The sequence below is a fragment of the Pseudomonas sp. WS 5410 genome (genome assembly GCF_012985645.1).
In the GTDB taxonomy this organism is placed as follows: Bacteria; Pseudomonadota; Gammaproteobacteria; order Pseudomonadales; family Pseudomonadaceae; genus Aquipseudomonas; species Aquipseudomonas shahriarae.
Map to the genome: position 1 here is coordinate 43,862 of NZ_JAAQWS010000030.1, position 12,020 is coordinate 55,881.

15 protein-coding genes and 1 pseudogene are annotated in these 12,020 nt (G+C 62.5%); 7 read left to right on the plus strand and 9 right to left on the minus strand.

The genetic code is table 11. The annotated features are described in order from the left end of the window. Positions 1–3: 3 nt before the first annotated feature. On the plus strand, positions 4–636 hold the full coding sequence (gene yfcF / locus HBO24_RS27780) for a glutathione transferase (RefSeq protein ID WP_076964883.1): 633 nt from the start codon (positions 4–6) through the stop codon (positions 634–636). Here the strand turns inward: yfcF and HBO24_RS27785 are convergent. From HBO24_RS27785 to HBO24_RS27795, 3 genes are read right to left on the minus strand one after another with little or no spacing between them, the layout of a single operon-like run. Next, positions 611–886 carry a hypothetical protein gene (locus tag HBO24_RS27785; RefSeq protein ID WP_057438677.1) on the minus strand — a complete coding sequence of 92 codons (276 nt, stop codon included), beginning with the start codon at positions 884–886 and terminating at the stop codon, positions 611–613. The two genes, yfcF and HBO24_RS27785, sit on opposite strands and share 26 nt — an antisense overlap. 47 nt (positions 887–933) lie before the next feature. After that, the gene (locus HBO24_RS27790; RefSeq protein ID WP_057959867.1) at positions 934–1,683 is read right to left on the minus strand and encodes a creatininase family protein; all 750 of its coding nucleotides are present in this window, start codon (positions 1,681–1,683) and stop codon (positions 934–936) included. Positions 1,684–1,727: 44 nt separating this feature from the next. Continuing rightward, positions 1,728–2,426, minus strand: a complete 699-nt coding sequence (locus HBO24_RS27795; protein WP_057438675.1) for a murein L,D-transpeptidase catalytic domain family protein — start codon at positions 2,424–2,426, stop codon at positions 1,728–1,730. A 37-nt stretch (positions 2,427–2,463) separates the two neighbouring features. On the opposite strand from HBO24_RS27795, the gene HBO24_RS27800 reads away from it, so the two are divergent. From HBO24_RS27800 to HBO24_RS27810, 3 genes are all read left to right on the plus strand, one after another. Then, positions 2,464–4,029, plus strand: coding sequence for a L,D-transpeptidase family protein (locus HBO24_RS27800; protein ID WP_170060748.1), 1,566 nt, complete (start codon positions 2,464–2,466; stop codon positions 4,027–4,029). Between the two features lie 129 nt (positions 4,030–4,158). Next, complete coding sequence (locus HBO24_RS27805; RefSeq protein WP_057444725.1) at positions 4,159–4,536, plus strand: type 1 fimbrial protein; 378 nt, start codon at positions 4,159–4,161, stop codon at positions 4,534–4,536. Positions 4,537–4,675: 139 nt separating this feature from the next. Beyond that, positions 4,676–5,887, plus strand: a complete 1,212-nt coding sequence (locus HBO24_RS27810) for a YgcG family protein (RefSeq protein ID WP_170060749.1) — start codon at positions 4,676–4,678, stop codon at positions 5,885–5,887. A gap of 14 nt (positions 5,888–5,901) precedes the next feature. Here HBO24_RS27810 and HBO24_RS27815 read toward each other — a convergent pair whose 3' ends face one another. The 4 genes and pseudogenes from HBO24_RS27815 to HBO24_RS27830 form a co-directional block, all read right to left on the minus strand. Further along, positions 5,902–6,393 (minus strand): GNAT family N-acetyltransferase, encoded by a 492-nt coding sequence (locus HBO24_RS27815; protein ID WP_057438672.1) that lies wholly within the window; start codon positions 6,391–6,393, stop codon positions 5,902–5,904. 81 nt (positions 6,394–6,474) lie between these two features. Then, positions 6,475–6,912 carry a GNAT family N-acetyltransferase gene (locus HBO24_RS27820; protein WP_076964903.1) on the minus strand — a complete coding sequence of 146 codons (438 nt, stop codon included), beginning with the start codon at positions 6,910–6,912 and terminating at the stop codon, positions 6,475–6,477. Positions 6,913–7,029: 117 nt separating this feature from the next. Then, positions 7,030–7,257: pseudogene (locus tag HBO24_RS27825) on the minus strand (ASCH domain-containing protein); the annotation flags it as partial. Positions 7,258–7,285: 28 nt separating this feature from the next. Then, positions 7,286–7,888, minus strand: a complete 603-nt coding sequence (locus HBO24_RS27830; protein ID WP_057438671.1) for a response regulator transcription factor — start codon at positions 7,886–7,888, stop codon at positions 7,286–7,288. A 110-nt stretch (positions 7,889–7,998) separates the two neighbouring features. Between HBO24_RS27830 and HBO24_RS27835 the strand changes: the two genes are divergently transcribed. Continuing rightward, complete coding sequence (locus tag HBO24_RS27835) at positions 7,999–9,612, plus strand: hybrid sensor histidine kinase/response regulator (protein WP_076964888.1); 1,614 nt, start codon at positions 7,999–8,001, stop codon at positions 9,610–9,612. Here HBO24_RS27835 and HBO24_RS27840 read toward each other — a convergent pair. Beyond that, positions 9,605–9,937 (minus strand): hypothetical protein, encoded by a 333-nt coding sequence (locus HBO24_RS27840; RefSeq protein ID WP_057438669.1) that lies wholly within the window; start codon positions 9,935–9,937, stop codon positions 9,605–9,607. The genes HBO24_RS27835 and HBO24_RS27840 overlap by 8 nt on opposite strands. Before the next feature lie 192 nt (positions 9,938–10,129). Here HBO24_RS27840 and HBO24_RS27845 point away from each other — a divergent pair, with 192 nt between their 5' ends. Further along, positions 10,130–10,600 (plus strand): GNAT family N-acetyltransferase, encoded by a 471-nt coding sequence (locus HBO24_RS27845; RefSeq protein ID WP_170060750.1) that lies wholly within the window; start codon positions 10,130–10,132, stop codon positions 10,598–10,600. Here the strand turns inward: HBO24_RS27845 and HBO24_RS27850 are convergent. After that, the gene (locus tag HBO24_RS27850) at positions 10,581–11,075 is read right to left on the minus strand and encodes an HIT family protein (RefSeq protein ID WP_170060751.1); all 495 of its coding nucleotides are present in this window, start codon (positions 11,073–11,075) and stop codon (positions 10,581–10,583) included. The genes HBO24_RS27845 and HBO24_RS27850 overlap by 20 nt on opposite strands. Positions 11,076–11,210: 135 nt before the next feature. Between HBO24_RS27850 and HBO24_RS27855 the strand changes: the two genes are divergently transcribed. Further along, the gene (locus HBO24_RS27855) at positions 11,211–11,540 is read left to right on the plus strand and encodes a DHCW motif cupin fold protein (protein WP_057959859.1); all 330 of its coding nucleotides are present in this window, start codon (positions 11,211–11,213) and stop codon (positions 11,538–11,540) included. The last annotated feature ends 480 nt before the right edge of the window (positions 11,541–12,020 follow it).

Sequence of the window (12,020 nt, forward strand, 5' to 3'; positions counted from 1 at the left end):
ACCGTGACTGACCTGCCGATGCGCTTATATGTCGATGCCCTGTTCACCAGCCCGTATGCAATGTCGGTGTTTGTGACCCTGCGGGAAAAAGGCCTACCGTTCGAGGTGCGCCCCCTCGACCTTGACGCGCTGGAGCAGCAGTCTCCGGTGTTTACCGGGCTGTCCGTGACCCAGCGGGTGCCGACCCTGGAGCAGGCTGGGTTTGCCTTGTCCGAGTCGTCGGCGATTACCGAGTACCTGGAGGATGTGTTCCCGCAGGTGCCGGTGTATCCCAGGGAGCCGCGCCAACGTGCGCGGGCACGGCAGATTCAGGCATGGTTGCGCAGCGACCTGCTGGCGATCCGCCAGGAACGCTCGACACTGGTGGTGTTTTGCGGGGTCCAGTATGGCCCGTTATCAACCCAGGCCCAGGTGGCGGCCGACAAGCTGATTGCGGCGGCGCAGCAATGGTTGGCCGAGGGCGACGACTACCTGTTTGGCCAATGGTCGATTGCCGATGTGGACCTGGCCGTGATGCTCAACCGGCTGATCCTCAATGGCGATCCGGTGCCCGCGCGGTTGGTGGCATATGCCCAGCGTCAGTGGCAGCGGCCATCGGTACAGGCCTGGGTCAACCAGGCACGTCCGGCGTTGTAGCGCCCAGCGGCCATTCCTGCGCGACTCGGCGGTCGAGGTCTTCCCAGTCTTCCATGCCGAGCACCCGGGTGGTGTTCAGGCCGCGTATGTAGCCGCGCAACTGCTGGGCGGCGGCGCTGGCCTGATCGGCATCGGCAGTCGGGTCCTGCAGGACGTTTTCGTACTCGATCAGATAGTCGGCAACGCGCTCGCGATACTCTGGCAGGACGGCGTTGCGGATGCGATCAAAGGTCTTCTGATGGGGTTTCATGGAGAGGTCCTTCTTATAGATTTTATTGTGTGCCGGTGTCGCAACCGTCAGTGTGGCATGGCTTCGCGGCTGAAAGCCTCCACTGCGGACACCAGGCCCTTGGCGGCCAGCACCACCAGTTCAGCGCCTTTCTCAGGCGTTGCCAGGGCCGGGTCGGAACCCATCCGGCCATCCGGGTGGCGGGCGCGGAAATCCTGGGCCTCGCGGATCGGGCCGGAAGACGCTATCTGCGGTGAATAGTCGGCGGTCTTGATCAAGTCCGGATAAGCCCATTGGGTAATCGCAATCTCGGAAGGGGTGGCATGGGTGCCATGCCCCGTCGGGAACTGCGCGCGCGCCAGTTCGCCAACACCTTCCAGGTCCCACCAGTTGCACAGCTTCAAGGCAAAGCCGGCAGGGCGACGGGCGAAGCTGGCCTCGGCGTACAGTTCGGAAAAGGCGGCTTCGATGGTGGCGATATTGCCGCCGTGGCCATTGAGAAACAGGATCTTCTCAAAGCCGTGGGCCGCCAGGGAGCGGGTCCAGTCACCGATGGCGGCGATAAACGTCGACGGGCGCAGGGAGATGGTGCCGGGGAACCCAAGGTGATGCTGGGCCATGCCGATATTGAAGGTCGGGCCGACCAGGATATCGGCGTCTTTTTGCGCGTGATGGGCAATGATTTCCGGGCACATCCAATCGGTGCCCAACAGGCCGGTGGGGCCATGTTGTTCATTGGAACCGATAGGAATCACCACGGTGCGGCTACGGTCGAGAAATTGGCTTATCTCGATCCACGTTGACTGGTGCAAAAGCATTGGAGGTTCTCTCTCTGGTCAGGCTCGGCCTTCCAGATACTACCTCAACCGGCGCTGGCGATCTGGCGCGGCTTGCAATTGAGGTAGGGCGAGGATTTCAGCCAGCGCTGGTCGGGGTACCAGGAAAACATGAACTGGCCATCCTTGAGTTTGTCCACCACCTGGCGCGCCACCTGCGGACGCACGGCGGGGCAGCCCTGGCTGCGGCCGATGCGGCCTTCACGCTTGCTCCACAAGGGGCTGACGTAGTCGGCGGCGTGGATCACGATGGCACGGTCGCGGGCCTGGTCATTGAACCCCGGCTCCAGGCCGTCCATGCGCAGCGAGTAGCCATGGGTGCCCTGGTAGCTTTCCTGGGTGCGGAACAACCCGAGGCTGGATTGATGGCTGCCTTCGCTGTTGGAGAACTGGGTGGCGAAGTTTTCCCCGGATTTTTGCCCGTGGGCTACCAGGTCGCGTAGCACCAGCTTTTTTTGCCGCAGATCGAAAATCCACAGGCGACGGGCGGTCGAAGGTTGCGAGTAGTCGATCACGGCCAGGCGTTCAGAGCGTTCCTGGCCGTTATTGACAGCACATTGCATCGCGCTGAGGGCACTTTTAAGTACAGTGGGATTGAGTTCTGGAGCCGAGCGCGCCAGGCTGTTATACAAGGTATGAGGTTTGGCATTCTCTGCGAAGGCACCCGTACAGAACGCGCCCAGGGTGGCGGCGATCAGGCCGAGTCGGCAGTAAATATTCAGCATTTATCAAGCATCTCCGCCGTAGATTGGAGCTAAGCCATTGTTCAAAAAACACGCATGTTACTTGAGCCTTTGCTTGCTCGTAGCACCATTGGTCGCCATGCCCGATGAACTGCCAGTCGAGCCGCCAAACCCAGTACAGCTGGCACTTGGGCAGTTGTCGAGTGTTTGCCCCGATTTGGCGACCCAACTGGATACACCGGCCGAGCTGCGGCTGCAGGCTTTTTACCAGCAACAAGGCAATGCTGCCCTGTGGTCGGTGGACGATCGCCGAACGGCCCTGCAGGGCCAGTTGCTGTTGCTGGCCGACGACGGCCTCGATCCGGCGCACTACCGGCTGCCTGACGTGGCAACCACCAGCAATGTGCTGTGTACCGACTTCGCAACCAGCCAGCACTACCTGCAGGCCCTGCATGACTTGCACTATGGCCGTTTGCAGCAGGCCCATTACGAGCCGCTGTGGCATTCCCAGCCGCCAACTGAGGATCCGGCCGTTGCGGTGCTGGCCCTGGCCAACGCGGGGCTTGCGGATATGCCGGCGGCGTTCGACCAGGCCCGGCCCGCAGCCGGTCTGTATCGTAGCCTGCGCGCGGCCTATGCCACCCAACGCCTGCAACCCTTGCCGCAGTGGGGTGTGATTGCCGACGGCCCATTGCTGCGTCCCGGCGGCGAAGACCCACGGGTGCCGGCCCTGGCCCGACGCCTGGTCAGTGGCGGCCAGTTGGCGAGCGTGCCCAAGGGCAATCAATACGGCAATGAGCTGGTGGCGGCGGTGAAGCGCTTCCAGGCCAGCCATTCGTTGCAAGCCGACGGGGTGATCGGCCCGGGCACGGTGGCCGAGCTTAACGTCAGCCCGGCGGTGCGCCGCGAGCAACTGCGGGTCAACCTCGAACGTTTTCGCTGGCTGGCCCAGGACCTGGAGCCGGATGGCATTCTGGTCAACGTCGCGGCGGCCCAGTTGAGTGTCTACCAGGGTGGTGTGCCCGTGTGGCAGACCCGCCTGCAGGTGGGCCGCGCCGAACGGCAGACGCCGCTGCTCAAGTCGCGCATCACACGCTTGACCCTCAACCCTACCTGGACCATCCCGCCGACCATCATGCGCGAGGACAAACTGCCGGCCATCCGCCTGAACCCGGAGTACCTGCGCCAACAGAACCTCAAAGTGCTCGACAGTGAAGGCCGCGCCCTGTCGCCCGAGCAGGTGGACTGGTCGCACCCCGGCAACATCCTCCTGCGCCAGGACGCCGGCCCGCGCAACCCGCTGGGCAAGATCGTCATGCGCTTCCCCAATCCATTCTCCGTGTACCTGCACGATACGCCCAGCCAACCGTTGTTCAGCAAGGGGCCACGGGCGTTCAGCTCGGGGTGTGTGCGGGTGGAGCAGCCGATGCTGCTGCGCGATCTGCTGGTGAACCCGGCAGAAAAAGCGCGGACCGAGGAATTGCTGGCGACCGGGCTGACCCATGAGTTCCGCCTGGCCACGCCGGTCCCGGTGTTGCTGGGGTACTGGACGGTGCAGGTGGATAGCCAGGGGGCGTTGCTGTACGCGCCGGATATCTATGGCCGCGATGGCGTGCTGTTGAAGGCCCTGGGCGCGGTCCTGTAGGTGCGCAGCGAGGCGCAATATGAGACCCGGTTGGCATCCTTGAAAAATTAACCATCAGGCATTTCTCAAACACTCAAGAAACCGACCAAGCTTGCCGACGTGATGGGTACATACCCAGGAGCGTTCAATATGAGCAGTCAACATTTGGCAGTCGGTATCAGCCTGTTTTTCGCGCTCGTCAGTGGCACTGCCCAGGCGGCGCCCGTGAGCCACGGCGTTATCCATTTCCGCGGCAGCATCGTCGAGGCAACATGCACTACGGGCGATGGGGCGGGGGCGACATTGGCCCTGAGTGGTTGCCCGCAGTTTGTACCCGCAAGCAACGTCAGCGCCCAGGGTGTCGAGCCGGTGCGTACCGTCAGTGCCTTGGACCACTCGGTGGTCAAGGTCAAGATGGTGACTGAAACGCGCGATGGTCGTTACTTCGATCGGCAATACAACTTGAGCGATGCGGCAGGCAAACCGTTGCGTTCAGGGGCTTACCTGGTGACGCTGAGTTATCCCTGACCCGACGACGTTGTCGCGATGTCGAAGGTCCGGCTCGCAGGGGCGTGTTGCCACGAACTTTTCGCGTCAGCCTGGAGATTCAACGCGGGTTGATCAGGTAAAGTCGGCGTCTTCAGGATGAAACGTCAGGTAACAAACGATGGGGCAGTTTATACGGCAATCGGTCTTGGGCCTGCTGGTCATGGTGTTCACCACGCTGGCCGTGGCGCAAACGGCGCCTCCGGCATTGGAGAATGTGCCGCTGAACCAGCGGGTGATCGACCTGACCCATACCCTGGATACCTCGACCCAGCAGCGTCTGACTGAGCAACTGGCAGACCTCGAACAACGCAAAGGCGCGCAAATCGCCGTGATGCTGCTGCCGACTACGGGCGACGCTGACCTCGAAACATTCACCACCCAACTGTTTCGCGCCTGGAAATTGGGGCGCAAGGGCATCGACGACGGTATTTTGCTGCTGGTGGTCAAGGACGACCGCACTGTGCGGATCGAAGTCGGTTACGGCCTGGAGGGGGTGGTCACGGACCTGTTGAGCCACCGGATTATCGAGGAGCAACTGAACCCGGCGTTTCGCCAGGGCGATTACGCTGGCGGTGTGCAGCGCGCCGTGGACGCCCTGACCGTGCTGGTCGAGGGGGGTGACTTGCCGGCAGTAGACCAGACCCGCGAAACAGTGGATGAAACTGCGGTGTTGCTGGCGCTGATTCTGGGGGCTGTCGGCGGGGTGCTGCTGGCCTCGGGCAAGCTGCATTGGCGCCGCGGCCTGATTGCCGGCCTGGTGCTGACCGTGTTGCTGACGGCACTGGCCGCGATCAATGGCAAGGCCTGGCCGATCTATGTGCTGGCGCTGCCGTTTTGTATGTCGATCAGCGCGGCCCTGTTTGGCGCGTTATGGCAGGCCAAGGCGGTGTTTTATTGCGTAGTGGGGCTGATGACCTACAGCATCGGCCTGGGGTTGGTGGATCACTACCTGACTGAAGTGTCCTTTATGAACTGGCTGGCATGGCCGCTGGCCGCGCTGGCGGTGCTGGGCCTGTACCTGATCCTGTTCGCGGTGATGAAAGCCGCCTGGAAACACAGTCGGCTGGGTTTTTGCGTGCAATCGGTGATGGTGCTGGGGGTCTATGGCGCGGCGGGGTACATGCTGGAGATGGGGCTTGATGGCTGGTTGTTCGCCTGGCCCATCAGCTCGTTCGCGGCGTTGTTCATTTATGGTCAGGGCACGGGCGGGTCGAGCTCCGGTTCCAGTGACCGTTCAAGCTCCAGCTCCAGCTCAAGTTCAAGCTCCGGTGGCGGGTTTTCCGGTGGCGGCGGTTCCAGCGGCGGTGGTGGGGCCTCAGGGAGCTGGTGAGGCCCCGTGCCGGCTCAGAGCGTCATCACCATTTCATGCCAAGCCATCCCGCCGTGGTCTGACGCCGAGGGCTGCACATACTGGTAACCCATGCGCGTGTACAGCGGCACATGCTGCTCCTTGCACATCAAGTGGATGGTCTGTTTGCCCATCCCGCGCATGCGCTGCACAAAGGCTGTCATCAATTGCGTGGCGTAGCCCTTGCCCTGGTGCGCCGGGTCCACCACCACCGACATGATCACTACATTCGGCGCATCCGCTGAGTGCCCCACCAACTCCTTGAAGGCCTCATCCGACATCACCACATCATGGGCGCAACCGCCGTTGATAAAGCCCACTACCTGACCGTCCGCTTCCAGAATCAGGAAGCCTTGCGGGTACAGGGCGATACGCGTGGCGATCTTCTCCAGGGTCGCGGCTTCATCGCCCTCATAGGCGCTGATTTCGATCTCGTAGCAGCGGGCGGCGTCTGCCGGCGTGGCGTTGCGCAAGGTGAGGGCGGGCATGGGTATTCCTGGGCTGGGCGATTGAACGAGGGGCTGCATGATAGCGGGGTCGGTGCGCTGGCGAAAATCCCAGCGGCGGGCTTATTGCCGGTGCTTCTCCATCCTAATATCCCCGTCCGCCAATTGCTCAACCTCCACCCAGCCCAGGCGCTGGTAAAACCCACTGGCCCGGCTCGCTTGGGCGGTTTCCAGCCAGATCTGTCGATGGTGCTGGAACAACAAGGCTTCGGCCTGCTCCATCAGTTTGCGGCCCAGCCCGCGGCCTTCGAATTCGGGGCGGATGAAGGCGGCAAATACACAGCCGTCGTCGATATCGGCCATGGCAAACCCGACCGCTACACCTTGCACCTCGGCGACCCAGACGCAGGGCGCTTGCTGCATGGCTAATTGGATGGCATCGGGGGTGATGCCCATTTCTGCCAACTGCTCGTGGGACAGGTGGTTTTCCCTGACGCTGGTGCGAATGTCGAAGATGGCGTCGATATCTGCCGGGGTGGCGACTCTGATAGGGCTGTTCATGCAGTTCTCGCTGTTATCCATGAATTCAACGTCGTAGATCCCGCGTGCCGCCAGGGCGGTGAAGGGGCGGGTGAGCGGCCGTACATCACTCAGTTCCCAGGCGAGCCAACCTTCCTCGAAATAGCTGGCGCAGGCCGCTGGCACGTCCTCGGGGGTGAACGCACGCACTGCTTTTACCCGTACGATGGCGACGGCCACGCCGGTTTCATCTTCATCGCCATCGGTATGCAGGAAGCGCCCGTTCTCGACAATCAGCAGGTCCTGGGACGGCTCCAGTTGTGGCTGCCAGCGGCGGACTTCCAGGGTTTTTTCGCCTGCGGCGATGCGGCTGCCGCTGGGGCGCACGATGGAGAGGGCTTTGATGGTGCTGCTCCTAAAGAGGGGTGTTGTACTTCACTGCCGCCGCTGCCCGCGATGGCACGTTCAGACTTCTCAACAACCCCGACACATGGATGCGCACGGTAAACGGCGAAATATCCAGGGCCTTGGCGATTTCCTTGTTGGTCTTGCCTTGGGCGATCAGTCGCAACACCTCCTGCTGGCGCGCGGTCAGGGTGTTGGTGTCCAGGGGCAACAGCCCCGAGGGGGCGAACTTGACCAGCACCTCGCCCTGGCGGATGGCGAGGAGGGCCTGGCCGATTTCTTCGGGGGCGATGTTCTTGCCGATAAAACCATCGGCGCCCAGCGCCATCACCTGTTCGATCAACCCCGGGTCATCGACCATCGACACCACGATTAGCGTGGTGCGCCGCAGTTGCTGGCGCAGCTCGCCCAACTGGCTGATACAGGTCAGGCCGGGGAAGCGCAAATCGAGGATCAGGGTGTCGACTTCGCTGCCGCTCTTGAGCAGGTGCAGCACTGTATCCAGGTCGCCGGCCTGTTCCACGCGGGCCTCGGGCAGCAGGCGTTGCACGGTGCGCAGCATGCCTTCGCGAAACATGGGATGGTCGTCGGCGATGATGATCCGGCATGTCATGATGTGCTCCTCCCTGGGGCCAGGTTGTGTGGCGTGCTACTTTACCACTCTGCTCAGCGCCTGCCTGCTGGGGGCACAGTTTAGACGATGACCGTACAAGGACGTTGCCCATGAAGTTCGTGAAAGACGCCGAACTGGACCAAGCCAACCTGCGTATTGTGGTGGCCGTCTGCGCCATTGTGTACATCAGCCTGCTGGGCTTTTTGCCGGGGCAGTCGATGGACCGCTATGTGCCGGTGATTATTTATATTTGCCTGTTTCTGCTGGTCTCGGTTGTGCTGCGTCAGGTGATTGCACGCTGGCCCGGGCATTACCCGGCGCGACGGGTTTTCGGGATGATCCACGACTACACCGGCACCTCGTTCGGCCTGGTAGTCGGCGGCGAGGCGGCATTGCCGCTGTATGCGGTGATGGTCTGGGTCAACCTGGGCAATGGCATGCGCTATGGCTCGCGCTACCTGGCGATTGCCACGGGCCTGGCGTTGCTGGCGCTGCTGATTGTGTATCGGCTGACCCCGTTGTGGCAGGCGCAGCCCTTTATGGTGCTGATGCTGATGATTACCAGCACGGTGATCCCGGTCTACGCCCACCTGCTGCTGGAGCGCACGCGCAAGGCGTCTGAAGAGGCCACCGCCGCCAACCTGGAAAAGTCGCGCTTCCTCGCCCAGGCCAGCCATGATCTGCGCCAGCCCATCCACTCCATCGGCCTGTTTACGGCGTGCCTGCGTGAAGCGCGGTTGGGCGATGAGGAGCGGCGGCTGGTGGACAATATCGACCGTTCGCTGCTCAACGTCTCGCAGTTGTTCCGCTCCATTCTCGATCTCTACACCCTGGATAACGGCCGGCTGCTGCCCAAATACCAGGTGGTGCACCTGGGTGAGTGGCTGGCCGACCTGCTGCGGCAAAACGCCGAAGCCGCACGCTGGGCCGGCGTAGAACTGCGCCTGCGCCCCTGCGCCCACTGGGTGCGGGTGGATCCGGCGCTGTTGGCAACGATGGTGCAGAACGTGCTCTCCAATTGCTTCAAGTACGGCGGCCAGCGCCCGGTGCTGATCGGCGTGCGCCAGCGCGGCGGCGAGGTGCGGGTGGAGATTCACGACCAGGGCCGGGGGATTGCCGAGGAGCATCTGCCGCGGGTCTTCGAGGAGTTCTATCGCGTCCGCCACCTGCGCGACAAGGACGTGGAAGGGGTCGGCCTGGGCTTGTCCATCGTCAAGCGTCTGGGGCAGTTGATGGACATGGACGTGGTGCTGCGCTCCCGGGTGGGCCATGGCACGTCCGTCAGCCTGCGCGGGTTGCACCTGGCGACCGCGCCCCATCAACCCCCGGTGCGCGACGATGCACGCCAGGCGGGGCTGTTGACCGGCTTGAAAGTGTGCCTGGTGGAAGATGACCACAACGTGCTGCTGGCCACCCAGGCATTGCTGGAGCGTTGGGGCTGCCAGGTGCAGGCGGAGTCGAGCGGGCATAACCTGGTCAGCGATTGCGACATCATCGTCGCCGACTATGACCTGGGCAACCACGCCACCGGTATCGAGTGCATCGACCGGTTGCGTGCACAGCGTGGCGTGGCGGTGCCGGCGCTGATTCTGACCGGGCATGAGGTGGAGAAGATCCAGGCGGCGCTGCACGACCGGCAGATCGCCATTTTGTCCAAGCCAGTGCGCCCCGCTGAACTACGGGGCACCCTGCGCGACCTCAGCCAGGGGCCGGTTACTAGTTAAACGGCGTCAACCCGTTACCCCGGGCGCCCTTGGGTTGGCAGTAGGCGGCGGGTTTCATCATGCCAAAGCTGGCCACTGCAAACATCCCGCCGCTGGCACCGCTGGGCACGGAGCAGTTGTAGTCACCGGAAGCGGTGCTGGCGATGTAATAGGTGGTCATGGAGTCGCTGCGGACATTGGAGACACGCTTGACCGGCTCGCCGAGGTTGGTTTCCGAGAGGGTCTTGAGGTGGTCTTCGGTAGGCTTGATATTGCTGCAACCGGCAACACCGAGCATCAGGGCGCCCAACAGGGCAAGGCGGGCGACAGGGGAGTGCAGTTTCATGGCGTGTCTTCCTTGGGGTTGTTTTAGTGTTTTCAACGCACAACGATCCCTTGCACGGCGGGTTCGACGTGCTGGCGGGGAGCATTGGAGTACCGGGGAATATAGCGCCGGGGGCCTGCGGGGTCGATTAGCACAAGTGTGCTAATGGCACCTTGAGGTCACGGCAAACAGAGTGAATTCAGGGAGATTCGCATGCTGCAAATCAGACGCGCCACCGACGACGATGGACCTATCGCCTTCGACATTCGCCGTCAGGCGATCCGCGGCCAATGCATCGGCGCCTACACCGCCGAACAGATGCTGACCTGGACCCGTGGCGCGGCCGAGGACGGCTATACCGCGCTAATGGCCAAGCCGTTTTACCTGGGCTGCGTCGATGGCGAGCCGGTCGCCACGGGCATGCTCGACCCGGCGCACCGGGAAGTGGGGGCGCTGTTTGTGCTGCCCGGTTTTATCGGGCGCGGTTTTGGCCGGCAGATGCTTGAGCACCTGGAGCAAGTGGCGCTGGAGTTGGGGATTGAGGAGGTGGTGCTGGACGCGACGTTGAATGCCGCGCAGTTCTATCGCAGGCGTGGTTATGAAGGCTGCGAACAGTCCATCTATCATTCGCCTTCGGGGCTGGAGCTGGCGTGTATCCCGATGGTCAAGCGCCTGACTGTTTGAACGCCGCCCGCAGCCGCTCGATCACGCCCGGCACCGTGAGCCCGGCCGTCGCGGGTGGCGTCGGGTTCTCACCGAACTCGCGCCAGATAAACAGGGTGAGTTCGGCCCCATCCGTCGCCGCTTGCCCGTTGCTGCCAGTGCCGAAGTCTTGCAGCACCCGGTAGCGCTCATCCTCCCAGAACAGCGTTTCGACCCAGTCATAGACCGGGATCAAATGAAAATGCAGCGGGAAGCCGGGCATATGCCCAAAGCGGCTGATGTATAGCCACTTGGGTTGGAGCTGTACTTCCATCACCCGCTGGGTTTTCGCCAGCAGGCCACCCATTTCCGCCAGGGCCGCGTCGGGCAGGTCAGCCAGCGAGCTGATTGGCGTCTTGGCCCCCAGCATCAAATAACCGGGCAGGGCCGAGCCCAGGTGATGGTTGAGCAGCCAGTGTTCGGTTTCGTGGAGGATATGGGACGGAGCAATGTGCATGGCCGGGCACCTAGGTCGGGCCGGCAGGATACCAAAGGCAACCCCCTGTATCCCAGAAATGGGCGCGATCTGTGTCTTTCGACGGTCGGGTCTTGTGGGTACTGTCCTGCTCTTTGCTTTAACGCTGAGGCAATCATGGATCTACTGGCTACCCCTTTTGGCACCACCGACTGGTCGACCATCGAACCAGAGTTGCACCCTGGCGAAACCGGCAGCGCCCTATGGCGCACCTGCCATTTCGGCACCACCCGCGTGCGCATGGTGGAATACAGCCCTGGCTACCTGGCTGACCACTGGTGTTGGCGCGGGCATGTGTTGTTGTGCCTGGAGGGGGAGTTGCAGACCGAACTGGAGGATGGCCGCCAGTTCACCCTGACGGCGGGGATGAGTTATCAGGTGGGCAATGACAGGGACGGGCACCGGTCGAGCACAGCCACCGGGGCCAGGCTGTTTATTGTGGATTGATTAGTCGTCCATCGGCTGAGATGGATCCATCGTGGGGTTTTCAGAGTTTGGTGTCTCGGCACAACTCCCGTATTTGATGGGCGGTGTGGCACAAAGCTCTGCGCTCGGCAAAGATCCCTGTGGGAGTTGGATTGCTCGCGGTGGCCATAGGTATCTTCTTCTGGGTATGTGTACATATCCGTTGCTGCGGTTACGGCCACTTAGGGTTCCGCCCTTACGGCGGCTCACTTTGGAAGAGCCCCAAAGTAAGCAAAGGGCTCTTGCCCCACCACTCGGTGCCTCGCCTAGGCTCGGCATGCCCGCAGTCAGGCATTGCTCCGTGGGCCCGCCGCGATCGGCCATCCATGGCCGTGTCGCGGCTACCCCGGCATCCATGCCGGGGTGCCCACTGCGCAATACCTGCCTGCGGCCATCGTGGTTTAACGGGGCGCCTAAGATCAAAAGCCAGATCAAAAGCAGAGCAACAGCAACAGCAAAGCC

Excerpts from the sequence above, each read along its gene's own strand:
- HBO24_RS27785 (WP_057438677.1), bottom strand. The coding sequence starts at position 886 with ATGAAACCCCATCAGAAGACCTTTGATCGCATCCGCAACGCCGTCCTG.
- HBO24_RS27790 (WP_057959867.1), bottom strand. The coding sequence starts at position 1,683 with ATGCTTTTGCACCAGTCAACGTGGATCGAGATAAGCCAATTTCTCGAC.
- HBO24_RS27795 (WP_057438675.1), bottom strand. The coding sequence starts at position 2,426 with ATGCTGAATATTTACTGCCGACTCGGCCTGATCGCCGCCACCCTGGGC.
- HBO24_RS27805 (WP_057444725.1), top strand. The coding sequence starts at position 4,159 with ATGAGCAGTCAACATTTGGCAGTCGGTATCAGCCTGTTTTTCGCGCTC.
- HBO24_RS27810 (WP_170060749.1), top strand. The coding sequence starts at position 4,676 with ATGGGGCAGTTTATACGGCAATCGGTCTTGGGCCTGCTGGTCATGGTG.
- HBO24_RS27815 (WP_057438672.1), bottom strand. The coding sequence starts at position 6,393 with ATGCCCGCCCTCACCTTGCGCAACGCCACGCCGGCAGACGCCGCCCGC.
- HBO24_RS27820 (WP_076964903.1), bottom strand. The coding sequence starts at position 6,912 with ATGAACAGCCCTATCAGAGTCGCCACCCCGGCAGATATCGACGCCATC.
- HBO24_RS27830 (WP_057438671.1), bottom strand. The coding sequence starts at position 7,888 with ATGACATGCCGGATCATCATCGCCGACGACCATCCCATGTTTCGCGAA.
- HBO24_RS27835 (WP_076964888.1), top strand. The coding sequence starts at position 7,999 with ATGAAGTTCGTGAAAGACGCCGAACTGGACCAAGCCAACCTGCGTATT.
- HBO24_RS27840 (WP_057438669.1), bottom strand. The coding sequence starts at position 9,937 with ATGAAACTGCACTCCCCTGTCGCCCGCCTTGCCCTGTTGGGCGCCCTG.
- HBO24_RS27845 (WP_170060750.1), top strand. The coding sequence starts at position 10,130 with ATGCTGCAAATCAGACGCGCCACCGACGACGATGGACCTATCGCCTTC.
- HBO24_RS27850 (WP_170060751.1), bottom strand. The coding sequence starts at position 11,075 with ATGCACATTGCTCCGTCCCATATCCTCCACGAAACCGAACACTGGCTG.
- HBO24_RS27855 (WP_057959859.1), top strand. The coding sequence starts at position 11,211 with ATGGATCTACTGGCTACCCCTTTTGGCACCACCGACTGGTCGACCATC.